Here is a 25564-nt window from a genome sequence, read left to right on the forward strand (position 1 = left end):
TGGTGGAGGTCAGGGGAGAGCAGGGGCTTCCCAACCGCGCCGCGACAGGGCGGAGAGCGCGGCGGAGGACGAGTCGTCGGCCATCGCGGCACCCCGGACCCAGCTGGTCGCCAGGGCGGCGAGGAACAGGTCCCGCGCGCGGACGTCGGCACGCGCACGACCGGAACGCTGCGCGGCGCGGAGGAACTCGTCCGTGGTGGTGATGAACCCCTGGCACGTCAGGGCGAGCGGCGACGAGTCGGACGACGCGGCGGCACGGAGCGGTTCGGGCAGTCCGTCGAACGTGCCGGCCCACTCGGTGACCGCGTCGAGCCAGCCGTGCAGGGCGTCGCCGGTGTCCACGGAGCCGTCGCGCAGCGCTTCGCGACGGGCCACCAGGTGCTCGTCGCGCGCGGCGAGGAGCTCGGCGAGCAGGGCCTCGCGCGTGGGGAAGTGCCGGTACAGGGTGCCGGCGCCGACGCCGGCCTGCTTGGCGATCGCGTCGAGCGAGCCGGTCACGCCCTGCTCGGTGAACGCCCGCTCCGCGACCCGCAGGATGTGGTCCCGGTTCCGCAGCGCGTCAGCGCGCGCGGGACGCGGCGGACGCGGGGAGTGCGGTGAACGCGGGGCGCGCCCGGCGGGAGCGGTCTGCTCGGGCATGGCGGGCCTCCAGGCTGTGGCGTCAGGAACCGGAGAAGCTCTCCGGAACCACCACAGTACAGGAGGCCCTCTCCGTTTCAACGCGGAAGCGCGACGCCCAGGCGTCAGGACTCCTCGGCAGCCTCCGCCGCGTCCGCCAGGTCCGTCCGCGTGTTCGCGTGGATCGGCTCGCTGTGCCCGAAGGTCTTCGCGGCGGCGCGCAGCCGCCCGACGAACTCCCCGTTGTCCATCTCGAGTTCGTCCTCTTCCGCGTCCTCGATGACGATCTCGCTCGAGGGCCCGATGAGGATCTTCGTGGTGGTCATCGTCCCGTCGTCGGCGACGGCGGGCACGTCGACGGTGTCCGCTCGGTCCCCGCCTGCGAGGGCCGCGGCGTACTCGATCACGGCGTCGGCAACGTCGTCACCGACCAGGATCGTGGTGGCGTCGTAGTGGATGTGCTTCATCGCGTACTCCTTCCCGAACCCATACAAACGCGCGGCGCGGGAACGGGCTTCAGGTTGACCGCTGCACGCGGTGGTCCGGGTCCGGGGACTCCAGGGCGTTCCACACGTCCGCCCAGATGAGTTCGAAGTCGACGGGGCGGATGCGGTCGGCCCGGAGCGCCTGCTCCAGGATCGACAGCGCGTCCAGGGAGCCGGTGAGCAGGCGCTCGTCGCCGTGGACCTCGCGGCGGCCGTCGCCCAGGAACGTCGTCACGGTGACGGACCGCACCCGCGGTCGCAGCGAGCGGGTGGCGCGGGCGAGGACCGCGAAACCACCGCCGTAGAGGAGCAGCGCGGTGGTCGTGCCGACGGCGGGGACCGAGACGGCGAGCACCAGGGCAGCGAGGGCGAGGACCGCCCCGACGGCCGGCCAGACGTGCCAGGCACGCAGCAGCAGGCGCTCGCCGGTGGTCGTGCCGGGCGGGAACACGACGAGGGTCCGCGAACTCCACAGCGTCCGCCCGACGGGTCGGATCGTGTACCGGCCCCACAGGTGGGTGCCGTCGAGCAGCCGGGTGCGGACCGGCAGCGCCGTGGTCATCGAACGACCGGCGCGAGTTCCGCGCGCACCGGCGCGAGTTCCGCCCGGACCGGCTCGACGACGTCGCGGTGCCGGACGGTCGCCAGGCACGGGAAGCAGACCAGGTCGCCTTCGCGGACGTCGGCGGGCAACGGAGCCGGGAGGCGGTGGAACGGACCGTCGGCCTGACCGTCACAGCGGGTGACGACGTACATCGGGGAGAGGGGAGCGGTGCTCCGGCGTCCGATCAGGCGCACCTGGTCGAGCACGGCGCAGGTCGGCAGGACCGCGTCGAGTTCCAGGAGCACCACCCCGGTGCGCGGTCGCCGCACACGGGTGACCGCCGCCACGGCGACGCTCACGTCGCGGGGTGCCCAGCCGCGCGGGCGGTACCGGGGCGGGGACTGTTCGGCGGTGTGCACGGTCGGGGTGCCGGTGAGGTCGGCGAGCCGGACCATCGAGATCGCCGAGACCAGCAGGTCGTCGGTGGTCGCGACGGTGTGGGCCGGCCAGAGGAACGGGTCCATCGGATCGGGGAGCGACGCACGGAGCGTCGGCATGATCGCAGTCAGTGTCACGACCACACGCTCTCGCGGGCTCGAGCGGCGCGGAAGGCCTCCTGACGGAACCCCTACGGCCGGCGCCGGAGTCCTGACGGAGCGCTCACCGGCGGGTGGCCGAGCGCACGGCTGCGGTCCACCCGAGGGAGATCACGGCGGCGCCGATCAGGGTCTTCACCACACCACCGAGGACGAACGGGTACAGCCCGTACTGCAGGGTCTGCTGCAGGTCGAGGCCGAGTGCCACCGCGAGCCAGGCCATCCCGGCGACGAAGGTGACGACGGTGCCGAGGGCGAAGGACAGCAGCGCGTTCCGCAACGGGCGGTCGCCGAAGCGTTCGGCGACCCAGCCGACCAGGGCCGCGGCAGCGACGAAGCCGACGATGTACCCGCCGGAGGGGCCGACGAGCACGCCGACCCCGGCCGAGCCGTCCGCGAAGACCGGCAGCCCGACGACACCGAGCAGTGCGTAGACGAGCATCGACAGGGCACCGCGACGGGCACCGAGGGCACTGCCGACGAGCAGTACGGCCAGGGTCTGCCCGGTGATCGGGACGGGCCAGATCGGCACGGACACCTGCGCGGCACCGGCGGTCAGCAGCGCGCCGCCGAGGACCAGGGCGGTGCTGACGACGGCGGTGCGGGGGAGCAGTGCGTCGGCGAGCGGACGGTGTGCGGCGGGGGTGATCGTGGTCATGGTGACTCCTTGCAGAGGGGAGAGGGAGGGTCAGACCGCGACGGCGGCCAGCAGGGACTCGGCGTCGCGCCGGGCCCCCTCCACGGCGGCGGTGTCGAGGCCGCAGGCGCGCAGGCAGGTCGCGACGAGGGCGTCGCGGTCGGCGTCCTGCACGGGGCCGGACCGGCGGAGCTGGATGACGGTCTCGGTGATCTGGATGAGCACGGCACCCAGGCGCGACGGCGAGACGCCGGCGGCGACGTCCGGGGTGGCAGCGCGCGAGCCGAGGCGCCCGTAGGCCTCCTGCAGTTCGACGCGCTCGGCCCGGAACCCGTCGTAGCGCTCGCCCTGCACCTCGGGCAGCAGGTACAGCGTGCCGATGTTGTGCGGCGTACGGGCGAGGGTGTCCACGTCGGCGACGACCAGCGCGGCGAGGGCACCGGCTGCCGAGGCCGACTCCGGCACGAGCTGCTCGAGGCCGCGGACCAGCTCGAGGCTCGGGCGCACCGAGGTCGTGAGCAGCTCGACGAGCATGTCGTCCTTGCCGGCGAAGTGGTAGTACAGCGAGGCCTGCCGGATCCCGACCCGTTCGGCGATCGCCCGGGTCGAGGTCGCGCTGATGCCGTTCTCGACGAACAGCGCGGCGGCGGCGTCGAGGATCTGGTCGCGCGGGCTCAGCGCGGAGTCGGCGTTCGGCACGACCCGCGGCCGCCCGGGGCGCACGGGCCGGTCGTCGGGGGACATGCCCCCATCCTGACAGCCGGTGTCCGTCACGACTGCTCCCGGTACGCGCGCCAGCCGCCGTGGTGGGTGATGTCCTCGGCCCCCTGGACCGCGAACGGCTCGACCAGGAACCCGGTGACCTCGGTGCCGTCGTCGAGCGCCACGGTGCCGATCGCCATCGGTGCCGGCAGGGCTGCGACGAAGGTGCCGAAGCCGGCGGCGGGCAGGCGCCAGACCTCCCCGACGATGCCCGACCCCGAGCCCGAGCCCGAGCTCGACCCCGGCGCAGCAGCGCCGGACGCGACCGGACCCACGCGGACCAACCCGGGCTTGGGCGGCACCGTGTCGAGGGCGTACAGCCGGTAGTCGGACGCGGTGCGGGCCTCCCGGACGAACGATCCGCCGGACGCGACCAGCTGTCCGTTCAGCGGCTGACCGCGCAGGTGCGCCCCGACGACCAGCAGGTCGACGGTCGGGGCGGCGAACGCGGCCGCCAACGCCGCCAGGCGGCGGTCACTGAACGCCGGACCGGTGAGCATGACGCCGAACGGCAGCCCGTCGACGAAGCCCGCTGGCACCGCGAGTGAGGCCATGTCGAGCAGGTTCGCGAAGTTCGTGTACCGACCCATCCGGCTGTTCGCGCCGATCGGATCGGCCGCGACCTGCTCGAGCGTCGGGTGCCACGTCGTCGTCGGGGTGAGCAGGGCGGTCGTGCCCTCGAGTGCGGCGCGACCCGCTGCCCCGAACGCGTCGAGCCGTTCCTGGTCGGCGAAGAGCTCCGCGGCGGTCGGTCGTGCGCCACCGAGCACGATCGCGGCGACCGACGGGTCGAGGTCGGCACCGACCTCGTCGCGGTGGGCCTCGATGTGGGCGCCGACGGCCGCGTACCGCTCCGCGACGAACGCGCCGTCGTAGAGCAGCGACGCGGCGTCGAGCAGGGGTGCGATGTCGACCTCGACCACCTGGTGTCCGAGCGCACGGAACCGGTCGACGGCCGCGGCGAACGCCTCTGCCCAGCCGGGTGCGAGCCCCTCGAGCTGCGACGGCAGCGGCACCGCGATGCGCGGGACGGCGGGCAGGTCGGCGAGGGCGAGGTCGGGCCGCGCGAGCGGGTCGACGCCGTCCGGACCGGCCATCAGCTCGGCCGCCGTGCGCGCCAGGTCGAGCGACCGGGCGAACACCGTGACGCAGTCCTGCGACCGGCAGGCGGGGACGACGCCGGTGTTCGGCACGAGCCCCTTCGTCGGCTTCACCCCGACCAGGTTGCCGAGCGCGGCGGGCACCCGGCCGGACCCGGCGGTGTCGGTGCCGAGCGCGAAGTCGACGATGCCCAGGGCGACCGCCGTGGCGGAACCGCTCGACGAGCCGCCGGAGATCCGCGTCGGGTCCCAGGCGTTCCGGACCGCACCGAAGGGCGAGCGGGTGCCGACCAGGCCGGTGGCGAACTGGTCGAGGTTCGTCTTGCCGACGACGACGGCTCCGGCGGCGCGGAGCCGGGCGACGGCGGTGGCGTCGGCGGCGGGTTCGTGGGCGTAGGAGCGGGCGGCTGCGGTGGTGGGCAGGCCGGCGACGTCGATGTTGTCCTTCACGGCGAACAGCAGGCCGGCCAGGGGCAGCGTCGGGTCGACGGCTTCGGCCTCGGCCAGCACGTCGGTGCGGTCGCGCAGGGTGATCCAGACCTCGGGCCGGTCGACGGCGTCGATGCGGGCGAAGGCGTCACGGACGCGGGCCGCGGCGGACGTCGTGGCGGCCGCGGTGGCGGCGGTCGGGCCGGTGCTCGCCGCGCCGATCCCGCTCACGGCGGCGCTCGCCGCGCCGATCCCGCTCACGCCGGCGCTCGTGCCGCTCACGCTGCCGCTCCGATCGCGGCGAGGACCTGGCCCGGTGCGACCTGGTCGCCCGGCTTGATGTACACCTCGAGCACGTGGCCCGGCACCGGTGCGTGCACCATCGACTCCATCTTCATCGCCTCCACGGCCAGCAGCTTCTGCCCCTCGTCCACGCGGTCACCCGGGCGGACGTCCACCTGCCACACGGTCGAGGTGAAGGGGGCGTACACGGCGGTCGACCCCTCGGGCACGGTCACGGCGTCGGCCACCACGGCGGCCGGTTCGTCACGGACGTCGAACTCGCCCGATGCCCGCCACCGTTCCTTCTCCTCGCCGAACGCCTGCGCCTGCTGCGCCCGGAAGTCGGCGATGGACCCGGCGTTGTCGGCCAGGAACCGGTTGTACGACGCGATCGAGAACTCGCCCTCGACGGTCTCGAACGAGCCCCGTCCGGCGTCCGTCTCGGCGCGCAGCTCGAGCAGCTCGTCGGCACCGACCGGGTACCACTCGATCCGGTCGAAGAACCGCAGCGCCCACGGGTTCTCCTGGAACAGCCCGCCGCGGCGGAACCGGTTCCAGATCTGCACGGTGCGGCCGACGAACTGGTAGCCGCCCGGACCCTCCATGCCGTAGATGCACAGGTACGCGCCGCCGATGCCGACGGAGTTCTCGGCGGTCCAGGTGCGGGCCGGGTTGTACTTCGTCGTGACCAGGCGGTGCCGGGGGTCGAGCGGGGTCGCGACCGGGGCGCCGAGGTACACGTCGCCCAGGCCGAGCACCAGGTAGCTCGCGTCGAACACGGTGCGGAAGACGTCGTCGACGCTGTCGAGCCCGTTGATGCGACGGATGAACTCGATGTTCCACGGGGTCCACGGGGCATCGTTCCGGACGCCGTTCATGTACCGCTCGATCGCCAGGCGGGTGGCCGGGTCGTCCCACGACAGCGGCAGCTTGACGGTGCGCGACGGCACGACGAGCTGGTCGGTCGGCGGGATCTCGTCCTCGAGCTCGCGGAGCAGCCCCGCCACGTCGCGCGCCTTGAGCACGGACGCGTCGGTGTGCACCTGCAGCGAGCGGATGCCCGGCGTGATGTCGAGGATCCCCTTCGGCGTGTGCTCCTGCAGCTTCGTCATGAGCGCGTGCACGCGCATCCGCAGCGCGATGTCGAGCGTCATGTCGCCGTACTCGACGAGCACGTTGTCGTCGCCGTCGCGTCGGTACGCGACGCTCGGTCGCACGTCGGTCGCGTCCAGGCGGGCGATCACGCCGTCGTCGCCGTCACCCCCGGTGCGCGGCACCGTCCTGGAGGCCCGGTGCGCGTCGAGCGCGGCGGCGTCGGCTTCGCGGACGGGGACGAACCGGACCGTGTCACCCGGTCGGAGCTGGCCCAGCTTCCACAGGTCCCCACTGGCGACCACGGCGGGGCAGACGAAGCCGCCGAGTGACGGTCCGTCCGGTCCGAGGATGATCGGGGTGTCCCCGGTGAAGTCGATCGCACCGACCGCGTAGGGGGTGTCGTGGATGTTCGACGGGTGCAGACCGGCCTCGCCGCCGTCGGTCCGCGCCCACTCCGGCCGTGGCCCGATGAGCCGGATGCCGGTGCGCGCCGAGTTGTGGTGCACGGCGTAGTCGGTGGCGTAGAAGACGTCGAGGTCGGCGCGGGTGAAGAAGTCCGGCGCGGCGTGCGGCCCCTCGGTGACGGCGATCTCCCACGCGTCGGTCAGCGCGGTGCGGCGGTCGGCCGGGGTCGGACCGCCGACCAGGCCCAGACGCGTGCCGGACGGGAACGCCGGGTGCGGGGCGTCCGAGTCCGGGGATCCCGGGCGCAGGACGTCGCCGGCGAGCAGGGCCCGACCGGCGTGACCGCCGAAGCCACCGAGCGTGAAGGTCGCGGTCGAGCCGAGGTAGGTCGGCACGTCGAAGCCGCCCCGGACCGCCAGGTAGGTGCGGAGGCCCGGACCGGGTGCCGTGCCGATCGCCAGGGTCTGGCCGGCGCCGACCTCGACGGGCTCCCACAGCGCCACGGGCTCACCGTCGAGGCTGACCGGCGCCGGCGCACCCGTGAGCGCGACCACCGCGGCGGTCGAGAACCGGAGTGTCGGGCCGGTGGCCGTGACCTCGAGCGCGGGGGCACCGTCCGGGTTGCCCACGGCGCGGTTCGCCTCGGCGAAGGACGCCGCGTCGAACGGGCCGCTCGGCGGGACGCCCACCTGCCAGTACCCGACCCGGCCGGGCAGGTCCTGGATCATCGTCATGGTGCCGGGCGCGACGACGTCGATGCGTGGGTCCGGGTCCTCGGTCGCGTCGAGCGTCGAGGTGGAGTGCGTGGCGGTGCGGAGCTCGAGGTCGTCGGTCAGCGCACGGAGGAGCCCGGCGTTCGTGACGATGCCGTCGATGCGGGTGGCCGCGAGCCCGTCGCGCAGCAGATCGAGGGCGTCGTCGCGGGTCTCCCCGGTGGCGATCACCTTCGCGAGCATCGGGTCGTAGAACGCGGACACCTCGGAGCCGGTCTCGACCCAACCGTCGACGCGGATGCCGGTGCGTTCGCCGGATGCCGTGGTCGCGCTCGGGAACACGGCCTGGGTGACGAGGCCGCTGGAGGGCAGCGAGCCCTTCGCCGGGTCCTCGGCGTAGACGCGGGCCTCGACGGCGTGGCCGTTCGGGGTCCAGGTGCGGTCGAACACGTCGGGGTCGATGCCGGCGGCACCGTCGCTGGCCAGGCGGAGCATGAGCTCGACGAGGTCGACGCCGAACACTTCCTCGGTGACCGGGTGCTCGACCTGCAGGCGGGTGTTCACCTCGAGGAACGACGCCTCTTCGCGCACCGGGTCGTAGACGAACTCGACGGTGCCGGCGCTGCGGTACCCGACGCTCTCGGCCAGGCGGCGGGCGGACGCGTGCAGCTCGGCGCGGACGTGCTCGGGGAGCGCCGGTGCCGGGGCTTCCTCGATGACCTTCTGGTTGCGGCGCTGCAGGGAGCAGTCGCGGTCGCCGATCACCGCGACGCGGCCCTCGCCGTCGCCGAAGAGCTGGACCTCGACGTGCCGGGCCGGCCGCACGAGCCGCTCGAGGAAGATGCCGGCCGACCCGAAGTTCGCGGTCGCGAGGCGGACGACGCTCGTGTACGCCTCGCGGACCTCGTCGAGGGTCGAGCAGGCCTGCATGCCGATCCCGCCGCCGCCCCCGGTGGCCTTGAGCATGACGGGCAGCCCGATGCGCTCGGCCTCGGCCACGGCGTCGTCGACGCTGGCGAGCAGCCCGGTGCCGGCGAGCATCGGGACCCCGGCGGCGGCGGCCAGCTCGCGGGCGGTGTGCTTCGCGCCGAACCGGACGATCTGGTCGGCGGTCGGCCCGACGAACCGGATGCCGGCGTCCTCGCAGGCGCGGGCGAAGTCGGTGTTCTCGGACAGGAACCCGTAGCCGGGGTGCACGAGTCCGGCGCCGGTGTCCTTCGCGGCCTGCACCACCGCGTCGATGCGCAGGTACGAGTCGCGGGCGGGTGCGGGTCCGAGCCGGACGGCTGTGTCGGCCTCGCGGACGTGGGGTGCCGCACGGTCGGCGTCGGAGTAGACGGCGACGGTGCGCATGCCGAGCGCCTTGGCGGACCGGATGATGCGGCGGGCGATCTCGCCGCGGTTCGCGACGAGGACGGTGTCGGTGCTGAGGGGGGTCTGGTTCACGGTGGCGGTCCCGGTGGGGTCGGGCGCGGCGGTCACGGCTGGACCACGATCATGCGCAGCGGTGTGCAGGAGAAGTCGTTGCAGGGGTTGTTCATCTGCGGGCAGTTCGAGACGACGACGAGCACGTCCCGCTCGGCCCGGATCGCGACCCGCTTGCCGGGGGCGCTCATGCCGTCGACGATCCCGAGGGCGCCGTCGGCCTCGACCGGCACGTTCATGAACCAGTTGAGGTTCGACACGATGTCGCGGGCACCGAGTCCGTGGCGGCCGGCCTCGGCCAGGAAGTTCTCGCGGCAGCCGTGCTGGTACCGGGTGTGGTGCCCGTACCGAAGGGTGTTCGACTCCTTCGAGCACGCGCCGCCGATGGTGTCCTGCCGGTCGATCTCGTTCGCGACGACGGTCATCAGCGGGTGGCCCTCGTTCGACATCAGCACGGTGCCGGTCCGGACGTACGCGTTGCCCTGCGCGGCGAGGGTGTCCGGCACGCTGTACCGCTCGTCGGGGTCGTGGGCGTCGTAGAGCAGGCAGTCGGCGCTCTGGTTGCCGCCGACGTCGACGATGGTGAGCACCTGACCGGCGCGGACCACGGCGGACCACGGTGCGAGCGGGGCGACCCGGTCGTCGCGGACCACGGTGCCCGGCACCAGGGACTCGCTCCAGTCGAGGGCGACGTCCGGGTCGTGGACGGCTCCGACCGGGACGGTGGAGGCGGGGGTGTGGGTCGTCGTGTCGGTCATCACAGGCCTCGGGCTTCCGCGTGGTCGATCGAGTTCAGGTAGGCGCGGGTGAGTTCCGGCGTCGCGGTGAACCGCTCGTCGGCCGCGGTCGTCGCGGCCCCGCGCCAGGCGTGCACCCGCAGGGGTCCGACCGCGTAGTCCGGGCGCGGGTCGATCGGGTGCGCGACGTTCGCGACCAGCACGAGCAGCGGCAGCTCGGCGACGAGCGTGACGTGGGTGCCCGCGCCGGCCGAACCGGTGAAGGTCATCGCACCCTCGGCGTCGATCCGCACGCCCTGGAAGAACGAGATGCTCGGCGGCAGGTCCCGCTTGGTGAGCCCGTGCTTCGCGGCGGCCTTCGCGAACAGCGACCGACCGCTCGGGGTACGCCCCTCGGGTGCCGCGTCGCCGTACTTCCGCTCGTTCCAGGCGTCGGTCGAGGTGCCGCAGAACGCGTCGTGGTGCCCCGAGGTGTCCTCGAGCACGGTTGCCAGCGCCCGGCCGTCCCCGCTCAGCAGGGGCGAACCCTGGCCCAGGTACGCCTGCCACGGGATCTTCTGGGTGTCGGCGACGTTGAGCCGCTCCCACGGTTCGAGCGCGTTGAACACCAGGACGTTGGCGCAGGCCTGACCCGTCGGGTCGTCGAACCGCAACCGTGACCCGCGGGCCAGCACCTTGTGGGTGTACCCGCCCGGCGCCACCGTCTCGGCCCAGACGAGCTGTGCGGGGTCGACGCCCTCGGGGGCGAACGGTGACGACGATGCCGGCAGGTACGGCATGTACTCGGACTGCGAGCCGGCCTGGGCGCGTGCGTCGGACCGGGAGGCGAGCACGCTGTCGGTCTGGTGGAGGTCGCGCATGGGGTTCCTTCCGGATCAGGCTTCGACGGGGGCGGGGACCGAGGCGGTGGTGGGCACCTCGGCCAGGGTGATCGGCCCGTGCGTGCGGTGCCGCCAGCTCGACCACGCCCAGCCGACGAGCAGCACGCCGCCGATGAAGAGCAGGGCGCTGTACTGCAGCCACCACGACGTGCCGGTCAGGTCGTAGATCTCCGGCCGGGGCCAGATGAGGTTGATCGCCATGCCGATCTGGAACGCCACGGCCAGGGCGTTGAGCGGGATGCCCCAGCGACCAAGGGTGAACAGCGGCTTGCCGTCCTCGTCCACCCCGGTCGGCAGCCCGGTACGACGGAGCGTGATCCGCTGGACCAGCAGCGGCCCGGTGACCCCGAGGTAGGCCAGGTAGAGCATCGCGATGCACAGGCTCGACAGGGCGGTGAAGATCGCGGACTGCCCGATGTTGACGGCGAGGGCCAGCCCGGCGCCGACCCCGACGACGATCGACGCGGCGATCGGGGTGCCGGTGCGGGGCGAGACCCTGGCGAGGGTGCGGTGGAAGGGCAGTGCCTTCTCGCGGGCCATCGAGTAGACCATCCGGGCGCCGGCGGTCTGCACGGCGAGGGTGCACGCGAAGACCGCGACGGCGACGGTGCAGAGCAGGAGCCGGCCGAAGACGTCGCCGAGGGTCGACGTGATCACCCAGGCGAGACCCTGCGTGGCGAGCTTGCCGTCGGTCAGGCTCGGGGCGGCGACGAGGGCGCCGATGATGAGCAGCCCGCCGCCGAGGCCGGAGACCGTGAGCGCCCGGACGATCGTCTTCGGGGTGGTCCGGCGCGGGTTGTGGGTCTCCTCGGCGAGCTCACCGGCCGAGTCGAAGCCGACCATCACGTACGCGGCCATCAGCGAGGACGCCAGGAACGCCCACACGTACGGCTCGGTGCTGGTCGACCCGGCGGTCGTGAACACCACGGAGGCGCTGCGGTGCGGCAGGAGGAACAGGGCGCCGATGAGCACGACCACGCCGATGATCTCGATGAGCACGCCGAAGCTCGTCACGCGGGCCATCAGCCGGACGCTCGTGATGTTCACGATCGTCGTCACGGCGAGCATCACCAGACCGAGGACCACCGCGTTCGCGGCACCGGTCGGCGACGCGACGGACGGGTCCGCGCCCGGACCGCCGACGACCTGGAACCCGTCCCAGATCGCGGGGAGCACGGCCTGCACGGCGATGGCCGCCACCGCGACGGTGAGGATCTGGCCGATGATCATCGTCCAGCCGGTGAACCACCCGAACCGGGCTCCGGCCAGGCGGCTCGACCACTGGAAGATCGCGCCGGAGATGGGCCAGCGGGCCGCGAGCTGCGCGAAGTTCAGCGCGACGAGCAGCTGGCCGCCGAAGACGAGCGGCCACGCCCAGAAGAACGCAGCACCGCCGAGCCCGAAGCCGAGTCCGAACAGCTGGAAGACCGTGGTGAGGATCGAGACGAAGGAGAAGCCCGCCGCGAAGGAGGAGAACGAGCCGACCCCGCGGTGGAGTTCCTGCTCGTAGCCGAGGCGGGCGAGCCCCTGGGTGTCGACGTCGGACGTGGCGCGCGGTGCGTGGAGCGGTGCTTGCGGAGAACGCATGACTGCAGACCTTTCGCGGAGTACCTGTCGGGTGACAGGTAGTGCGACAAGTGTCTTGCGGCCCTGTGTCGTCGCCGTTGCCCGTCTGTTTCGAGTGCGTGACGGCAGGCCTCGGCGTGTAAACGTTCCGAGTCGGCGGGCGGATCAGCGGCGGGGGATCACCGGCGGAGGATCACTCGACGTCCACGTCCCGCTTGCCGCGGCGGACGATGAGCGGGTCCGGCTTGCCGATGACGTCGGCTGCCTTGTCCGGGTAGTCGAACTGCGTCAGGAAGTACCGCATCGCGTTGAGCCGCGCGCGCTTCTTGTCGTTCGACCGCACGATCGTCCACGGCGCGTAGCGCTTGCTCGTCCGGGTGAACATCGCCGTCTTCGCCTCGGTGTAGTCCTCCCACCGGTCGAGCGACAGCAGGTCGATGTCGGACAGCTTCCACCGTCGCACCGGGTCGAGCTGCCGCATCGCGAACCGGGTCCGCTGCTCGCGCCGGGTCACCGAGAACCAGAACTTCGTCAGGTGGATGCCGGAGTCGACGAGCATCCGCTCGAACTGCGGCACCTGGGTCATGAACGACTCGTACTCGTCGTCACTGCAGAACCCCATCACCCGTTCGACGCCGGCGCGGTTGTACCAGGAGCGGTCGAACAGGACCATCTCACCGGCGGCCGGCAGGTGCTGCACGTACCGCTGGAAGTACCACTCACCGCGCTCGCGCTCGGTCGGCTTGCTCAGCGCCACGACCCGCGAGGTCCGGGGGTTGAGGTGCTCCGTGAACCGCTTGATCGTGCCGCCCTTGCCCGCGGCGTCACGCCCCTCGAAGAGCACCACGACCTTCTGGCCGGTGTCCTCGAGCCAGTACTGGCACTTCAGCAGCTCGATCTGCAGCAGGTACTTCTGGTACTCGTACTCGTCCCGCGGCAGGCGCTCCGAGTACGGGTAGTCGTCCTGCCAGGTGAGCACCGGGTTGCCGTGCGGGTCGATCAGCTCCGGGTCGGCCGTCTGGCCGTCCGCGACGCTGTACCCCTCGGTCCGCAGCTGTTCGATGTACTCCCGCAACGGCTGCGAGTACGGCGCTGTGTCCACGGTGTCCTCCCTCTGCGAGCCGATCGGCTGTCGACCCCAGGGCCATCCTGGCCCGGCCACCCGCACGACCGCCCCACGCCTCGCCCTGGACGCGACCCGATGACGGCCTGGAGGCGCGGTGCGGGCCCGCCCCGTGCCTCCCGACCGCATGTGGCCCTTCACAGGCATGATGGGGCCATGACGGACCAGGCCGAGATGATCCACCCCGAGATCGCACCGAGCGGAGACGGGTGCGTCGAGTGCGACGCGACCGGCTCGTGGTGGGTGCACCTGCGCCGCTGCGCGGCGTGCGGCCACGTCGGCTGCTGCGACGACTCCCTCAACACGCACGCGACGCGGCACTGGGAGGAGACCGGGCACGCGGTCATCCAGAGCTACGAGCCCGGCGAGACCTGGGCGTGGGACTACCGCGACGACTCCCGCTCCGAGGGGCTCGAGCTCGCGGCCCCCACCAGCCACCCCGTGACGCAGGCAGTCCCCGGGCCGGCGGATCGCCTTCCCGGGGACTGGTTGGAACTGCTCGGCGGATCACGCTGATCCGCGGCGGTCGTCAGGTCAGACGGCCGCGGTCGCCTCGTCGCGGTGCGGGAGCTTCCAGCCCGGACGCACGAAGTGGCAGGTGTAGCCGTGCGGGTTCTTCTCGAGGTAGTCCTGGTGCTCGTCCTCGGCCTCCCAGAACGGGCCGGCCGCGGTGACCTCGGTGACGACCTTGCCGGGCCAGATGCCCGACGCGTCGACGTCCGCGATGGTGTCGAGTGCGACCTGCTTCTGCTCGTCGGTCGTATAGAAGATGGCCGAACGGTAGCTGCGACCGATGTCGTTGCCCTGGCGGTCCTTCGTCGACGGGTCGTGGATCTGGAAGAAGAACTCCAGCAGGTCCCGGTACGAGATCTGGGACGGGTCGAAGACGATCTCGACAGACTCGGCGTGGTCGCCGTGGTTGCGGTACGTCGCGTTCGGCACGTCGCCGCCGGAGTAGCCGACGCGGGTACTGACGATGCCGGGACGACGACGGAGGAGCTGCTGCGCTCCCCAGAAGCATCCGCCGGCGAGGATGGCGGTCTCGGTGGTGGTCATGGTGGCCTCCTGGGCTCTCGTGTCACTGGCTGCGACACCGTGTGGTGCAACCGGCAACAGGGACGATCTGTTCCCGTCGTCAGGTCCGCTGTGGGGCACGGACCCACCCGGGTGTGCGGTCGGTACGACTCGACCCTACGAGTCCGTGCTCCGTGTCACCCCTGCGGTACGGTCGGGCTCACATGAAGCGGTCATCCATCGACGAAGTGCGGCGCCGTCCCCGTGGCTGGTGGCTGCTCGGACTCGCGTTCTGTTTCCTCGTGTTCCTCGAGGTGTTCGCGGCGATCGGCTCGCTGCCGGGGATGGTCGCCGCGCAACTGGAGCAGTACACGCCCTGCGCTTTCGACGTGACGTTGCAGTGTTCGTACGCCGTCGGGGAGACCGCGCAGTTCCTCGTGCCGCTCCTCGCACTCGTCGTCGCGATCACGACCTGGGTCATCGGGGCGTCTGGTGCTCCCACGGTGCGGCGACAGGTGCTGATACCCACGATCGGCCTCGTGGTCATCGTCCTGATCTTCGTGCTCGGCGTCGTCGCGATCGGTCTGTCGATCCGATGACCGTCGTCAAGCGAACTCGCCGCCCCACGCTCCCGAGGACCTGATGCCGTTCACTGCAGAAGAAGCCGCCGAGCAGTCGGCGATCCTGGCCGACCTCCGTGCGCTGGGGTACGACTTCTCGAGCCTGTCCGCCTTCGCGCAATCGGGTGTCCGGTACAAGGACGCGGTGCCGACGCTGCTCGAGTGGTTGCGGAAAGCGCGGACGCCGATGATGCAGCGGGCGGTCGCTCGTACGCTGACGAACCCATCGGCAAAGGGCGCAGCCATGCCCGCGCTGGTCGATGCGTTCCGGAACTTCACCGACGAAGCGGGTACGCGCTGGGCGGTGGGGAGCTCGATCGAGACCGCGTACGTGGACACGTACTTCGACGACGTGGCAGCGCTCGCGCTCGATCCTCGGTACGGACGTGCACGGCAGATGGTGGCCCTCGCGCTGGGGAAGTCGAAGCGGCCTGAAGCGGTCGATGTCCTCCTGCAACTCATGGACGACCACGACATCAGCGGGCATGCGGTGTTCGCGTTGAGCAAGCGGTCGAACCCGCGAGCGCGGGCGGCGTTCGAGGAGAAGCTGACCGACGACCGCCCGTGGGTGCGGAAGAAGGCTGCGCTCGGGCTGCGGAAGATCGGGTAGTTCTGACCCCGCTCGTTGCGAGAGACTGCTCTTCGCGTCGATTCTCGTCGAGAAGCGCTTCCAGCAAGCCGGAGCGGCGTCGATCGACCTGTGGTGATCGAGACCAAGGAATGGCGCTCGCCGCCCCACGCTCCCGAGGACCTGATGCCGCTCACACCACAAGAAGCCGCCGAGCAGTCGGCGATCCTGGCCGACCTCCGTGCGCTGGGGTACGACTTCTCGAACCTGTCTGCCTTCGCGCAATCGGGTGTCCGGTACAAGGACGCGGTGCCGACGCTGCTCGAGTGGTTGCGGAAGGCGCGGACGCCGATGATGCAGGGGGTGATCGCTCATGCGCTGACGAACCCGTCGGCAAAGGGCACGGCCATGCCTGCGCTGATCGGGGCGTTCCGGAACTTCACCGACGAAGCGGACACACGCTGGGCGGTGGGGGCCTCGATCGAATCAGCGTACGTGGACACGTACTTCGACGACGTGGCAGCGCTCGCGCTCGACCGGAACTACGGCGATGCTCGCCAGATGGTGGCCCTCGCGCTGGGGAAGTCGAAGCGGCCTGAAGCGGTCGATGTCCTCCTGCAGCTGATGGACGACCACGACATCAGCGGGCATGCGGTCTTCGCACTGAGCAAGCGGTCGAACCCGCGAGCGCGCGAGGCCTTGGCGGAGAAGCTGACCGATGACCGCCCGTGGGTGCGGAAGAAGGCTGCGCTCGGGCTGCGGAAAATCGGGTGATACGGTCAGGCCGCGTGAAGCGGTCATCCATCCACGACGAGGGCCAGCGCCCGTGTGTTCGTGGCGTCTCGCTGGAGAAGGTCGCTTGACCGCACCTGACCCAGCTCGATGGGCGTTGCACCCGAACCCGGTGTGGGCCGGCCGAGTCGACTTCGTCGCAGACGCGATGATCGCTGAAGAGCCGACGAGTCCCCTTCGATTCGAGCAGCTCCTCTTCCGGGACCTCGGTGACGGCCTGCACCAGCTCTGCTGCATCCCGTTCTTCACGTACGGCTGGTCGCTCGGTGATGGAGTGCGTCTTGAGGAGCGTGAGGGAGTCGGTCCCACGCCGACTGCAGTTCTCGAACGAAGCGCATTCTGGGTTCTCCGAGCTTTCGTTGAGAGTGATGACGCAGCCGCAGCGCTCCTCGAGCTGTTGCAGCGGAATGACGCGCTCGTGGAAACGCGTGGACGTCTGGTCGCGTTCGCGGTCGAGGGCGCCCAGAGACTCGCTGCTGTCCGAGAGGAACTGGAAGCTCTGCAGCGTCCGGGTTTCCTGTCCTACGAGACCGGCTGGCTCTGACCCCGCTCGTTGCGGGAGACTGCTCCTCGTGTCGATCTTCATGGAGGAGCGCTTCCGGCAAGCCAGAGCGGCGTCGATCGACCTGCGGGGTACGACGGTCTGGGCGATCCTCGACCTCCCGCCCGGGCACAGCAGCTCGTGAACCGAAGTCGCCGCCCCACACTCCGGAGGACCTGATGCCGTTCACTGCAGAAGAAGCCGCCGAGCAGTCGGCGATCCTGGCCGACCTCCGTGCGCTGGGGTACGACTTCTCGAACCTGTCCGTCTTCGCCGAGGCCCGGATTCGGTACAAGGACGCGATCCCCCTGCTGATCGAGTGGCTGGGGAAGGCGCGGACGCCGGCGATGCAACAGGACCTCGCTCATGCGCTGTCGAACCCGTCGGCAAAGGGCACGGCCATGCCTGCGCTGATCGAGGCGTTCCGCAACTTCACCGACGAAGCGGATACACGCTGGGCGGTGGGGGCTTCGATCGAATCAGCGTACGTGGACACGTACTTCGATGACGTGGCAGCGCTCGCGCTCGATCCTCGGTACGGACGTGCACGGCAGATGGTGGCCCTCGCGCTGGGGAAGTCGAAGCGGCCTGAAGCGGTCGATGTCCTCCTGCAGCTGATGGACGACCACGACATCAGTGGGCATGCGGTGTTCGCGTTGAGCAAGCGGCCGAACCCGCAAGCGCGCGAGGCCTTGGAGGAGAAGCTGACCGATGACCGCCCGTGGGTGCGGAAGAAGGCTGCGCTCGGGCTGCGGAAGATCGGGTGAAGTGCGCCATCTGACGGACCGGAGGCGACCAGCTCGAAGGGGAAAGGAATCGTAGGAATGCCGGACTACACCGTCGTCACGCACGAGAACCCAGTGCTCGGGGTCGAGAAGGTCGTCCGGATGGAGCTTGATCCGTCGTGGGACACGATCCGCTACGAAGACCTGACGATCATCGTCCTCGACGACGGCCGCAACGTTGTCAGCTGCGTCCCCTTGTTCGCGAAGAACGTCCATCTCGGAGACATCATCAAGACGGTCGAGAACACTTCGACCGGACAGCTCGAGTACGGAGGACGTGTCGACCGGGGGCAGTCTTGGGTCTTCAGGATCAGTCCTCGGGATGAAAGCGCCTTCCGCATCGCTCACGAGGTCATCCACGAATTCGGCGGCGCCGTCGAGACGTGGGGCTCGATCACAGGAGTAGCGATCCGAGGCGACGCGGCCGCCGACCGGTTCGCGGACCGGTTGCAGCGGCTGGAAGACGACGGACTCCTCGAGTACGACACCGCAGAGCGCTGAGCGGGCGAACGTGTCATGGGGTGGCGATGCGCATGGTCTAGCCCTAGTACCCACCCCGCCGGGGGTCCGGAGCTTCTCTAGCTGAAGATACATTAAGACCGTCGCGGTACTACCCCTTTTCATCTGGGGTTTTCCCCGATACCCCCAAACAGGTGGGGGGTACACGCGTTCAGCTTCCTCATATGCTTCGGGCGCTGACAGCAATTGGTGCCGTCGCTCTGAACTAGGGGGTTTCGTGCGCTCATTGCTGCACGCTCCGCGCGCGAGGGGGCGCAGCATGGCTGCTGCCACCTTGGGCGCGCTCGCACTTGTCGGATCACTACTCGTCGCCACGCCGGCGCAGGCGGTCAACGACACCGGGACCGGTGGCGTATTCGTCCCTGCATCTGGCCGTGTCCTGGACACCAAGGTCGGTACCGGTGGTTTTAGCACGCCGATGGAGGCGGGCAAGTACCGGACCATCAAGATCGCCGGCGTCGCCGGGATCCCCGACGACGGCACCGTGGGTGCCGTGTCGCTGAACGCGACCGTTAGCGGCTCGCCGGACAGCGGCATCCTCTACGGCCGGCCGAATGCGGACGCGTCGCGCACGACGATGCTGATCTACAACGACAACGCTGGGGAGTACGTCTCCAACACCGCGATCGTCGCCGTCAGCACTGACGGCACCATCCAGGTGTCGACCGAGACGGCTGCACGGCTGATCCTCGACGTGCAGGGCTACTACACCGCCAACACCGACGGCACCGCCGCCGGCGGCTTCGTCCCCGTAGCGGGGAAGCGCATCGTCGACACCCGTTCCGGGCTCGGCGCTCCGAAGGCGCTCCTGGCGCCGGGGAAGAGCGTCGACATTCAGGTCACCGGCGCCAACGGCGTCCCGGCGGGCGCGTCCGGTGCGGTCGTGAACCTCCTGCCGATCAACTCCACGGCTTCCGATGGGTACCTGACGCCTTACGCGACCGGGACCAACCGGCCCGACAACGCGCTCCACTACGCGCCGTCGGTGAACACGTCGATCCAGGCGCAGGTGCGGCTGTCCGCGACCGGGAAGATGACGATCTACAACGGCTCGTCGACCATCAACCTCGTCATCGACCTGCAGGGATACTTCACGAAGGCCGGCGTCAACGGCGCGACCTTCACCCCTGGTATCGGCCGGGTCTTCGACTCCCGCGCGACGGGGAACACGATCCTCGCCAAGAACGAGACCCGCGCCATCCAGGTCGCCGGCCAGGCCGGCGTCCCCGTCATGGGCTCCGGTATCACCGCCGTCGTCGTCACGCTGACCGCAGCGCACGGCGGCAGCGACGGTCGCGCATCCGTGTGGGCCAACGGGACCGCGGAACCGGAGACGACGTCGATCAACTTCCAGGCCGACGAGATCCGCACCAACACCGTCACTGTCGCGCTCGGCGCGAACGGCAAGATCAACCTTGACAACGTCGCCGCCGCCACGAACTACGTCATCGACGTGCAGGGCTGGTATTCATCACAGCTCAGCCCTCGCATTACGTGCGCTGCCCCCTACTTGGCCGGTGCTTGGGTTAAGTCCGTGCCCGCAGACGACATTTCCTGCAACGCGGTCATCCCGGCCGCCGTTGCCTCGGGGCGCACTTTCAGCGTCCTTGTCGACGGCGACGAAGTTGAGGCCGGCGCACAGGCGGCAACGGCCTCGAACATCCCGGTAGACGTTTCTGCCTTTGGTGGCACGCATACCATCGTTGCCACTATCGATGGCGGGACAACTCCGCTGGAAGCGGCCTACGAATTCACGCTTGGCTCGTGGGCAGATGACTCCTGGAGTCCGACGCCGCCCACGGAAGCGCAGGTGAGCCTCGCTCCGGAGCTCGGCGCCGTCCCCGAATCAGAAGACTTCCCCGACGATGCAACCGCGACCTTCACGGTGAACGGCCCCGACGGTGCCGTGGTGGCTACTTCAGGTGACACAACCACCCAGTGGACAATCCCTGAGGGGCTGCTGGCCGACGGGGTGACTTACACGTGGCGAATGACGGTTACCGGCGAAAACGAACTCGGGACGGTCACCGAAACGCGGACTTCCTCGGACTGGAAGTTCACAGCGTCAAGCGCCCTGACGGGCAGCGAGGACACCAGCGTCGACTCTACGGACCAGCAGTGCATTGCGGACACGACCGCAGCCAACGCCGAACAAGACGGCACCCAGACGCGCGATGACATCGTGAACGCCTGTTCCATGACCACGACCACCACGGTAAGCGAAGAGGAAGAGGTCGATGCTGACTCGACCTCGGCCCTTGCTGTCTCGCGTGCCGCGGCTCCGAAGATCCACACCAAGGAGTTCTACCAGTCTTCGCATGCCTGGGACTGGCACTGGAAGGAGGGGCACGCTGGCCGTATGTACTGGGATGGTAAGAATGCATGGGTTGCAAAGAAGCATCGCGGCAAGACCGGATATCACCACTGTGGTGTTAATCGGTCCACCATTCAGGCGACGATCGACGTCGCGGAATGTGACGAGTACAAGTATGGTGCCGGCGTCGCGGAGGGTGAGCGTTTCGTGGTCACCAACTACGTCATGGGCGTCCTGGTTTCCCAGGGCACTAAGGGGCACTCGATGGGCATGGCCAAGAACGGCAAAATCACTTACCGCCAGTACTACAGATAGGGCCTTGTTCTTGTGACGATTAATCAGCAAACGCGCCCGTACAGCACACTCAGTATCGTCGGCTTCGTACTCGCCTTCGTAGTACCAGTCGCGGGTATCGTAGTCAGTGCGCTCGGCCGAAACGATGCCCGCCGGTCGAACAGGCGCGGCTTCGCTCTTGCGACTTGGGGTCTGTGGATCGGCATCATCTTCACTGCCCTCATCGCGTTTAGCTTCGTGAGCGCCCTGCTTGATCCCGTGTTGAGCTGATAGCTCGGCGTAAGCGTTCGGTTTGCCCTTCCCGCGATTTCGCAGCGGGGAGGGCAAACTTGTTTCGCTCTGCACAGCTCGGTTCCCGACTCAATGCCCTGAGGCAGTCAATCGGCTTCGATCTCCACAGTCTCGCGGTCGACGCTCGAAGGCCTAAACTTGCCAGCAACCTTGGGCGCGGCGAGGGCGTGAGCGCGCTTGACTTTGATTCGGAGCGGTTTGAGTAGGTCTCGCTGAGGCATCGCAGTTGGACTCCTGATTACAGCTGACATAGGAGCGCCGTACCGGCGTGAGCGAGAACGGCGAGCCACCCGAGGGGCGGCCGGCCGTTTCGTTTGCGGAGCGGCGTCAGCGTGCGGCCTCGTAGGCATTGCGGACGGCCTGGCTGATGCGGCCGAGGGAGGAGACCTCGTGGCCGTTCGCGTTGGCCCACTCGCGGATCTTCGCGAGCTCCTCCGCGTTCCCACGCTTCGGCGCGCTGTCCGCAGTGGTGCGGCCAGCGCGGCCCGTGACCTTGCGGGCTGCGGCGACATAGTCGGCGAACGCTTCGCGGAGCGCGTCGGCGTTGTCGTCGGTGAGATCGATTTCGTAGTTGCGAGACAGAACCCGTGGCGGGCTGAAACTGGTCGGGTGCCCGGAGCGACCAGGCGGCACGAAGCAGCTCGCCAGGCACGGTGCGAACGCACGGCGGGTGAGGCTCGCCCGTGACCTGGCCGTGTACCGACTGGAGGCGCGGTGCCAGCTGGCACCGCGCCTCCAGTCCGGGGTGGGGCCGCGTCAGTTCGCGGTGTCCTCGAGCGCGTCGAGCGCGGCCACGTCCTCGGCGGCGAGCACGAAGTCGACGTCGGCGTTCTCGGCGATGCGCGACGGGGTCGTGGACTTCGGGAGCGGCAGGACGTCCTTCTCGAGCAGGTAGCGGATCGCGACCTGGGCAACGGTCTTGTCGTACTTCGCCGCGATCTCGGCGATCTGCTCGTTCTCGAGCAGGCCACCGGTGGCGAGCGGGGAGTAGCCCTCGGTCAGGATGTCGTGCTCCCGGTCGAAGGCGGTCGTCTCGTCCTGGGTGTTGCCGATGAACCAGCGGATCTGGTTGGCGTGCGGGACGACGTCCGTGCGGCCGAGCAGGTCCTCGAGGTCGGCGACGGCGAAGTTCGAGACGCCGATGCTCTTGGTGCGGCCGGCGTCGTAGAGCTCCTCGAAGACCTTCCAGACCTCGACGTTGCCGTCGCGGTGGTCGGAGCCCATGTCGCTCCAGGGCCACGGCGCGTGGATCAGGTACAGGTCGACGTGTCCGAGGTCGAGGTTGCGGCTCGACTCCTCGAAGGCGTCGCGGGCGCCGGACGCCGTCTTGATCTCGGCCGGCAGCTTCGTGGTGATGAAGAGTTCGTCGCGGGGGATGCCGCTGTCGCGGACGGCCTCGCCGACGCTCGCCTCGTTGCCGTACGCCAGGGCGGTGTCGATGTGGCGGTAGCCGAGGTCGAGGGCCGTCTTCGTGGCGTCGTACGCGTCGGAGCCGGACGGGATCTGCCAGGTGCCGAAGCCGATCTTCGGGATGTGCAGACCGTTGGACAGGGTGAACGTGTCGATGAGTGCGGGCATGCAGCGGACAGTACGCCGCAACCGCACAGCGTTCCGAGGGGCTGCCGGGTTGCATGGCGCCCACCTCGAACGGACGGAAGGACGCCCCCATGCCCCTGAACCCCACCGTGCACGACCGGAAGACCGGTGTCACCCCGCCCGGAGCGGCCGGCGGCTTCGAGCTCGCCCTGCTCGACCGCGGCGCCGCCGTGCTGCAGACCTCGGCGCCGCTGCGGGGCTTCGACGTCTACGTGGTCGGCTTCCACTGCGTGAAGGGCGAGCCCGACGTGCAGATGGAGGCGCACCATTTCTGCAAGGTGGTGAACGCCGAGATGCTGCAGTGCGTGCTCTTCGACGGCAACACCGCCGACGCGAACCTGATCGGCATCGAGTACATCGTGTCCGAGCGGCTCTTCGACTCCCTGCCCGAGGACGAGCAGGCGTCGTGGCACCCGCACAACCACGAGGTGTTCTCCGGTGAACTCGTCGCTCCGGGCCTGCCGATCGCGGTGGAGACCGAGCTGATGGGGCACCTGGTGAACTCGTACGGCAAGACCTGGCACACCTGGCACAGCACCCCGATGGGTTCGCAGCCCGCACACGACCTGCCGATCGGCGATCCGATGCTCATGTGGTCGTTCAACCGCGAGGGCGAGGTGGACAGCGCGCTGCAGCAGGACCGGAACCAGGCGATGCGCACCGATCCGGAACCGCGCAAGGAGTCACGGGCGAAGTACCTGGACCGCGCCCACCCGCAGCGCGGTGTCGGCCCGATGCGCGACGCCTTCACGGGCACGACCCCGACCCCGGGTGTCGTCGACGCGGACGACGGACGCCCCTGACGACGGACGGGAGGCCCGTGGCGGTGTCGCCACGGGCCTCCCGTCCGGTGTGTGCTGTGGTTCAGCGCGCGGTGCGCGTCCCGATCCGCGGCAGGACGAAGCCGAGCACGATCATCGCGACGGCCAGGAAGGCGTGCAGCACGTTGTCCGCGCTGTTGAGCGGCACGAAGTTCGCGCCACCGGCCATGCCCGCGGTGAAGAGCCCGTAGACGAAGAGCACCGCGTAGACGATGCCGCCGGCGACGAGGTACAGGCGTGCGGAGGCTGCACGGCGGGCGGCGAGCAGCCCGACGATGCCGAAGAGCAGGTGCACGATGTTGTGCAGGACGGACACCTGGAACAGGCCCAGGAGCAGGGCCATGGAGCCGTGGCCGGCCATGGACATCGAGCCCATGTCCATGGTGAGTCCGGGGATGAACCCGGCGATGCCGACGATCAGGAAGACGACACCGAAGACGAACGCGCCCCGCTGGGTCCACGTCGAACCGGAGGTGGTGCGTGCGGTTGCTGCGCTGCTGGTCATGATCAGCCCTCTTTTCTGTACGCGCCGCAGTGTGCGGCACACATGACATTCGGAGCGCTTCCCCGGTCGGTTTGCAGGTCAGTGCTCGGCGGTCACGGCGGCGGTCTCGACAGCGGTCACCGCGGTGGTCAATCCGCGCACCAGCAGCGCCCGCGCTCGGGCGGTCGCGGTGCCGTCCGGATCGATCCACGCGGCGCGGGCGAGCCCGTCCACCAGGGTGATCACGGCGTCCGCGACGACGGGTACCGGCTCGGTCGGCGTCGGCCCGTGCCGCGCGGTCCAGCGCGCGATCCCGGCGACCACGCCGTCGCGCCAGAGCCGACGTTCGGCGTCGAGCAGGTCTCCGTCGCCGTCCGGGGCGAGGGCCGTCGCGCTGAGGGCCTCGAGCACCCGGAACCGCTCGGGCTCGCGCCGCACCAGGTCGAGGTACGCCGAGATCCCCGCCTCGAGCGCGGTGGCGAGGTCGTCGTGCTCGTCGGCGGCCGCGAGCACCGGCGGCAGGACCGCACGCGCCTGCCGTTCGAGGAGCGCGACGACCAGGTTGCGCCGCGCACCGAAGGCGTAGTGCACGACACCGTGGGCGACGCCGGCTCGAGCGGCGACGGCCCGGGTGGTGAGGCCGCGCAGGCCGTCGTCCCGCACGACCAGGGCGGCGGCGTCGAGCAGTTCCGCACGCCGGTCTTGTCGGCTGCGGTACCCGCGCGTCTGCTGCTCGTCGGTCATCGCAGGAAGCGTACGGGGCGCGTGCAGGAACTGACCGCGAGAATGAAGTCGGCCAGGTGGCCAAATCACCGAACAACCGAGGAGTCAGCATGGAGACCGTCGTCCGAGCAGCAGGACCCGCCGAGCTCGAGGCAGCCGCGGCCGTCCTCGCCGAGGCCTTCGCCGACGACCCGGTGCTCGCCGAGTTCCGACCGCCGCGACCCGGCGAGGACCGTCCGGCCGTGCTGACCGGGCTGTTCGCCGCGCTCATCCGGTCGGTGCCGATGCCCGCGCGTCGGGTGGACGTCGCCACGATCGGTGAGCGGGTGGTCGGCGCCGCCTTCTGGCAGGCGCCCGGTCGGCAGCCCGGTGGCGTCCGGGCCTTCGTGCGGCAGGTGCCGGCGTTCCTCCGGGTCCTGGGGCTCGGCGGGGCACTCCGCGCGGTAGCCCACCTGTGCCGCATGGAGCGCGCCCGACCGGTCGCCCCGCACTGGTACCTCGCCGAGATCGGGGTGTCGGCGTCAGCACGTGGTCGGGGCATCGGCGGACTGCTGCTCGGCCACGCACTCGAGCGCGCGGACCGGACGTCGGACGGCGCGTACCTGGAGTCTTCCACCCCGGTGAACCGTCGGCTGTACCGACGGCACGGGTTCACGGACGGTGCGCCGATCGCGGGGTTCCGCGCGGCGACCCCGATCAGCATGTGGCGTCCGGCCGCCGGCTGAACCGCCGGGGGACATCGACCCTGTGCCGGCGTGCACGAGCGCTGCCTACCGTCCACGGCACACCACGACGAGAGGAAAC

The 25564-nt window shown here is 70.2% G+C and carries 28 protein-coding genes; 11 read left to right on the forward strand and 17 right to left on the reverse strand.

Features of this window, described 5'->3' with window-relative positions; translation table 11 throughout:
- Nucleotides 1-9: 9 nt before the first annotated feature.
- The 12 genes from ABRP24_RS04490 to ppk2 form a co-directional block, all read right to left on the reverse strand.
- Nucleotides 10-639 carry a TetR family transcriptional regulator gene (locus tag ABRP24_RS04490; protein ID WP_349847467.1) on the reverse strand — a complete coding sequence of 210 codons (630 nt, stop codon included), beginning with the start codon at nt 637-639 and terminating at the stop codon, nt 10-12.
- A gap of 104 nt (nt 640-743) precedes the next feature.
- Entirely contained in the window at nt 744-1085 is a 342-nt protein-coding gene (locus tag ABRP24_RS04495) for a hypothetical protein (RefSeq protein ID WP_051597132.1), read from the reverse strand.
- Between the two features lie 49 nt (nt 1086-1134).
- Complete coding sequence (locus ABRP24_RS04500; protein ID WP_349847465.1) at nt 1135-1665, reverse strand: DUF6611 family protein; 531 nt, start codon at nt 1663-1665, stop codon at nt 1135-1137.
- Nucleotides 1662-2222: a hypothetical protein gene (locus tag ABRP24_RS04505; RefSeq protein WP_301629016.1), complete on the reverse strand. Its 561-nt coding sequence runs from the start codon at nt 2220-2222 to the stop codon at nt 1662-1664. Before ABRP24_RS04505 ends, ABRP24_RS04500 begins: the two co-directional genes overlap by 4 nt.
- An 85-nt stretch (nt 2223-2307) precedes the next feature.
- Complete coding sequence (locus ABRP24_RS04510) at nt 2308-2901, reverse strand: biotin transporter BioY (RefSeq protein WP_349847463.1); 594 nt, start codon at nt 2899-2901, stop codon at nt 2308-2310.
- A 30-nt stretch (nt 2902-2931) separates the two neighbouring features.
- Nucleotides 2932-3624, reverse strand: coding sequence for a TetR/AcrR family transcriptional regulator (locus ABRP24_RS04515; protein ID WP_027467251.1), 693 nt, complete (start codon nt 3622-3624; stop codon nt 2932-2934).
- Nucleotides 3625-3650: 26 nt separating this feature from the next.
- Nucleotides 3651-5453: an allophanate hydrolase gene (gene atzF / locus ABRP24_RS04520; protein ID WP_349847461.1), complete on the reverse strand. Its 1803-nt coding sequence runs from the start codon at nt 5451-5453 to the stop codon at nt 3651-3653.
- On the reverse strand, nt 5450-9148 hold the full coding sequence (uca, locus tag ABRP24_RS04525) for an urea carboxylase (protein WP_349847459.1): 3699 nt from the start codon (nt 9146-9148) through the stop codon (nt 5450-5452). Before uca ends, atzF begins: the two co-directional genes overlap by 4 nt.
- A complete protein-coding gene (locus ABRP24_RS04530) occupies nt 9145-9849 on the reverse strand; it encodes an urea amidolyase associated protein UAAP2 (protein WP_349847457.1) in 705 nt (234 codons plus the stop codon). The genes uca and ABRP24_RS04530 overlap by 4 nt, the downstream gene beginning before the upstream one ends.
- On the reverse strand, nt 9849-10688 hold the full coding sequence (locus ABRP24_RS04535) for an urea amidolyase associated protein UAAP1 (RefSeq protein ID WP_349847455.1): 840 nt from the start codon (nt 10686-10688) through the stop codon (nt 9849-9851). The genes ABRP24_RS04530 and ABRP24_RS04535 overlap by 1 nt, the downstream gene beginning before the upstream one ends.
- Before the next feature lie 15 nt (nt 10689-10703).
- Complete coding sequence (locus ABRP24_RS04540; protein ID WP_349847453.1) at nt 10704-12296, reverse strand: amino acid permease; 1593 nt, start codon at nt 12294-12296, stop codon at nt 10704-10706.
- A 172-nt stretch (nt 12297-12468) separates the two neighbouring features.
- Nucleotides 12469-13377, reverse strand: a complete 909-nt coding sequence (gene ppk2, locus ABRP24_RS04545; RefSeq protein WP_027467245.1) for a polyphosphate kinase 2 — start codon at nt 13375-13377, stop codon at nt 12469-12471.
- Between the two features lie 177 nt (nt 13378-13554).
- Here ppk2 and ABRP24_RS04550 point away from each other — a divergent pair, with 177 nt between their 5' ends.
- The gene (locus ABRP24_RS04550) at nt 13555-13914 is read left to right on the forward strand and encodes a UBP-type zinc finger domain-containing protein (protein WP_071245324.1); all 360 of its coding nucleotides are present in this window, start codon (nt 13555-13557) and stop codon (nt 13912-13914) included.
- Between the two features lie 18 nt (nt 13915-13932).
- Here the strand turns inward: ABRP24_RS04550 and msrA are convergent, their stop codons facing one another.
- On the reverse strand, nt 13933-14454 hold the full coding sequence (gene msrA / locus ABRP24_RS04555) for a peptide-methionine (S)-S-oxide reductase MsrA (protein ID WP_111024046.1): 522 nt from the start codon (nt 14452-14454) through the stop codon (nt 13933-13935).
- 182 nt (nt 14455-14636) lie between these two features.
- On the opposite strand from msrA, the gene ABRP24_RS04560 reads away from it, so the two are divergent.
- From ABRP24_RS04560 to ABRP24_RS04595, 8 genes are all read left to right on the forward strand, one after another.
- The gene (locus ABRP24_RS04560) at nt 14637-15011 is read left to right on the forward strand and encodes a hypothetical protein (protein ID WP_349847450.1); all 375 of its coding nucleotides are present in this window, start codon (nt 14637-14639) and stop codon (nt 15009-15011) included.
- A 43-nt stretch (nt 15012-15054) separates the two neighbouring features.
- Nucleotides 15055-15642, forward strand: a complete 588-nt coding sequence (locus ABRP24_RS04565; RefSeq protein ID WP_349847448.1) for a HEAT repeat domain-containing protein — start codon at nt 15055-15057, stop codon at nt 15640-15642.
- Between the two features lie 93 nt (nt 15643-15735).
- Nucleotides 15736-16374: a HEAT repeat domain-containing protein gene (locus ABRP24_RS04570; RefSeq protein WP_349847446.1), complete on the forward strand. Its 639-nt coding sequence runs from the start codon at nt 15736-15738 to the stop codon at nt 16372-16374.
- An 85-nt stretch (nt 16375-16459) separates the two neighbouring features.
- The gene (locus ABRP24_RS04575; protein ID WP_197019677.1) at nt 16460-16936 is read left to right on the forward strand and encodes a DUF4265 domain-containing protein; all 477 of its coding nucleotides are present in this window, start codon (nt 16460-16462) and stop codon (nt 16934-16936) included.
- A gap of 176 nt (nt 16937-17112) precedes the next feature.
- Complete coding sequence (locus ABRP24_RS04580; RefSeq protein WP_349847445.1) at nt 17113-17700, forward strand: HEAT repeat domain-containing protein; 588 nt, start codon at nt 17113-17115, stop codon at nt 17698-17700.
- Between the two features lie 57 nt (nt 17701-17757).
- Nucleotides 17758-18219, forward strand: a complete 462-nt coding sequence (locus ABRP24_RS04585; protein ID WP_349847444.1) for a DUF4265 domain-containing protein — start codon at nt 17758-17760, stop codon at nt 18217-18219.
- Nucleotides 18220-18496: 277 nt separating this feature from the next.
- Nucleotides 18497-20866 carry a hypothetical protein gene (locus ABRP24_RS04590; RefSeq protein ID WP_349847443.1) on the forward strand — a complete coding sequence of 790 codons (2370 nt, stop codon included), beginning with the start codon at nt 18497-18499 and terminating at the stop codon, nt 20864-20866.
- Between the two features lie 12 nt (nt 20867-20878).
- Complete coding sequence (locus tag ABRP24_RS04595) at nt 20879-21115, forward strand: DUF4190 domain-containing protein (protein ID WP_349847441.1); 237 nt, start codon at nt 20879-20881, stop codon at nt 21113-21115.
- 348 nt (nt 21116-21463) lie between these two features.
- On the opposite strand, the gene ABRP24_RS04600 is transcribed toward ABRP24_RS04595, so the two are convergent.
- The gene (locus ABRP24_RS04600) at nt 21464-21769 is read right to left on the reverse strand and encodes an Lsr2 family protein (protein WP_371836712.1); all 306 of its coding nucleotides are present in this window, start codon (nt 21767-21769) and stop codon (nt 21464-21466) included.
- A 123-nt stretch (nt 21770-21892) separates the two neighbouring features.
- On the reverse strand, nt 21893-22714 hold the full coding sequence (locus ABRP24_RS04605; protein WP_027467236.1) for an aldo/keto reductase: 822 nt from the start codon (nt 22712-22714) through the stop codon (nt 21893-21895).
- Between the two features lie 89 nt (nt 22715-22803).
- Here ABRP24_RS04605 and ABRP24_RS04610 point away from each other — a divergent pair, with 89 nt between their 5' ends.
- A complete protein-coding gene (locus tag ABRP24_RS04610) occupies nt 22804-23535 on the forward strand; it encodes an OBAP family protein (RefSeq protein WP_349847437.1) in 732 nt (243 codons plus the stop codon).
- Between the two features lie 61 nt (nt 23536-23596).
- Here the strand turns inward: ABRP24_RS04610 and ABRP24_RS04615 are convergent, their stop codons facing one another.
- Both ABRP24_RS04615 and ABRP24_RS04620 read right to left on the reverse strand, forming a co-directional pair.
- A complete protein-coding gene (locus ABRP24_RS04615) occupies nt 23597-24058 on the reverse strand; it encodes a DUF4383 domain-containing protein (RefSeq protein WP_027467234.1) in 462 nt (153 codons plus the stop codon).
- Between the two features lie 78 nt (nt 24059-24136).
- Nucleotides 24137-24781 (reverse strand): TetR family transcriptional regulator, encoded by a 645-nt coding sequence (locus tag ABRP24_RS04620; RefSeq protein ID WP_349847435.1) that lies wholly within the window; start codon nt 24779-24781, stop codon nt 24137-24139.
- An 89-nt stretch (nt 24782-24870) separates the two neighbouring features.
- Here ABRP24_RS04620 and ABRP24_RS04625 point away from each other — a divergent pair, with 89 nt between their 5' ends.
- Nucleotides 24871-25485, forward strand: coding sequence for a GNAT family N-acetyltransferase (locus tag ABRP24_RS04625; protein WP_349847433.1), 615 nt, complete (start codon nt 24871-24873; stop codon nt 25483-25485).
- Nucleotides 25486-25564: the final 79 nt, after the last annotated feature.

It is taken from the genome of Curtobacterium sp. WHRI 8282, assembly GCF_040223925.2.
In the GTDB taxonomy this organism is placed as follows: domain Bacteria; phylum Actinomycetota; class Actinomycetes; order Actinomycetales; family Microbacteriaceae; genus Curtobacterium; species Curtobacterium flaccumfaciens.

Bases quoted from the DNA above. Each gene is read 5' to 3' on its own strand.
- ABRP24_RS04590 (WP_349847443.1), top strand. From the start codon at position 18,497: ATGGCTGCTGCCACCTTGGGCGCGCTCGCACTTGTCGGATCACTACTC.
- ABRP24_RS04490 (WP_349847467.1), bottom strand. From the start codon at position 639: ATGCCCGAGCAGACCGCTCCCGCCGGGCGCGCCCCGCGTTCACCGCAC.
- ABRP24_RS04585 (WP_349847444.1), top strand. From the start codon at position 17,758: ATGCCGGACTACACCGTCGTCACGCACGAGAACCCAGTGCTCGGGGTC.
- ABRP24_RS04580 (WP_349847445.1), top strand. From the start codon at position 17,113: ATGCCGTTCACTGCAGAAGAAGCCGCCGAGCAGTCGGCGATCCTGGCC.
- ABRP24_RS04565 (WP_349847448.1), top strand. From the start codon at position 15,055: ATGCCGTTCACTGCAGAAGAAGCCGCCGAGCAGTCGGCGATCCTGGCC.
- ABRP24_RS04540 (WP_349847453.1), bottom strand. From the start codon at position 12,296: ATGCGTTCTCCGCAAGCACCGCTCCACGCACCGCGCGCCACGTCCGAC.
- ABRP24_RS04515 (WP_027467251.1), bottom strand. From the start codon at position 3,624: ATGTCCCCCGACGACCGGCCCGTGCGCCCCGGGCGGCCGCGGGTCGTG.
- ABRP24_RS04530 (WP_349847457.1), bottom strand. From the start codon at position 9,849: ATGACCGACACGACGACCCACACCCCCGCCTCCACCGTCCCGGTCGGA.
- ABRP24_RS04500 (WP_349847465.1), bottom strand. From the start codon at position 1,665: ATGACCACGGCGCTGCCGGTCCGCACCCGGCTGCTCGACGGCACCCAC.
- ABRP24_RS04625 (WP_349847433.1), top strand. From the start codon at position 24,871: ATGGAGACCGTCGTCCGAGCAGCAGGACCCGCCGAGCTCGAGGCAGCC.
- ABRP24_RS04615 (WP_027467234.1), bottom strand. From the start codon at position 24,058: ATGACCAGCAGCGCAGCAACCGCACGCACCACCTCCGGTTCGACGTGG.
- ABRP24_RS04605 (WP_027467236.1), bottom strand. From the start codon at position 22,714: ATGCCCGCACTCATCGACACGTTCACCCTGTCCAACGGTCTGCACATC.
- ABRP24_RS04495 (WP_051597132.1), bottom strand. From the start codon at position 1,085: ATGAAGCACATCCACTACGACGCCACCACGATCCTGGTCGGTGACGAC.
- msrA (WP_111024046.1), bottom strand. From the start codon at position 14,454: ATGACCACCACCGAGACCGCCATCCTCGCCGGCGGATGCTTCTGGGGA.
- ABRP24_RS04560 (WP_349847450.1), top strand. From the start codon at position 14,637: ATGAAGCGGTCATCCATCGACGAAGTGCGGCGCCGTCCCCGTGGCTGG.
- ABRP24_RS04550 (WP_071245324.1), top strand. From the start codon at position 13,555: ATGACGGACCAGGCCGAGATGATCCACCCCGAGATCGCACCGAGCGGA.
- ABRP24_RS04510 (WP_349847463.1), bottom strand. From the start codon at position 2,901: ATGACCACGATCACCCCCGCCGCACACCGTCCGCTCGCCGACGCACTG.
- ABRP24_RS04620 (WP_349847435.1), bottom strand. From the start codon at position 24,781: ATGACCGACGAGCAGCAGACGCGCGGGTACCGCAGCCGACAAGACCGG.
- ABRP24_RS04535 (WP_349847455.1), bottom strand. From the start codon at position 10,688: ATGCGCGACCTCCACCAGACCGACAGCGTGCTCGCCTCCCGGTCCGAC.
- ABRP24_RS04610 (WP_349847437.1), top strand. From the start codon at position 22,804: ATGCCCCTGAACCCCACCGTGCACGACCGGAAGACCGGTGTCACCCCG.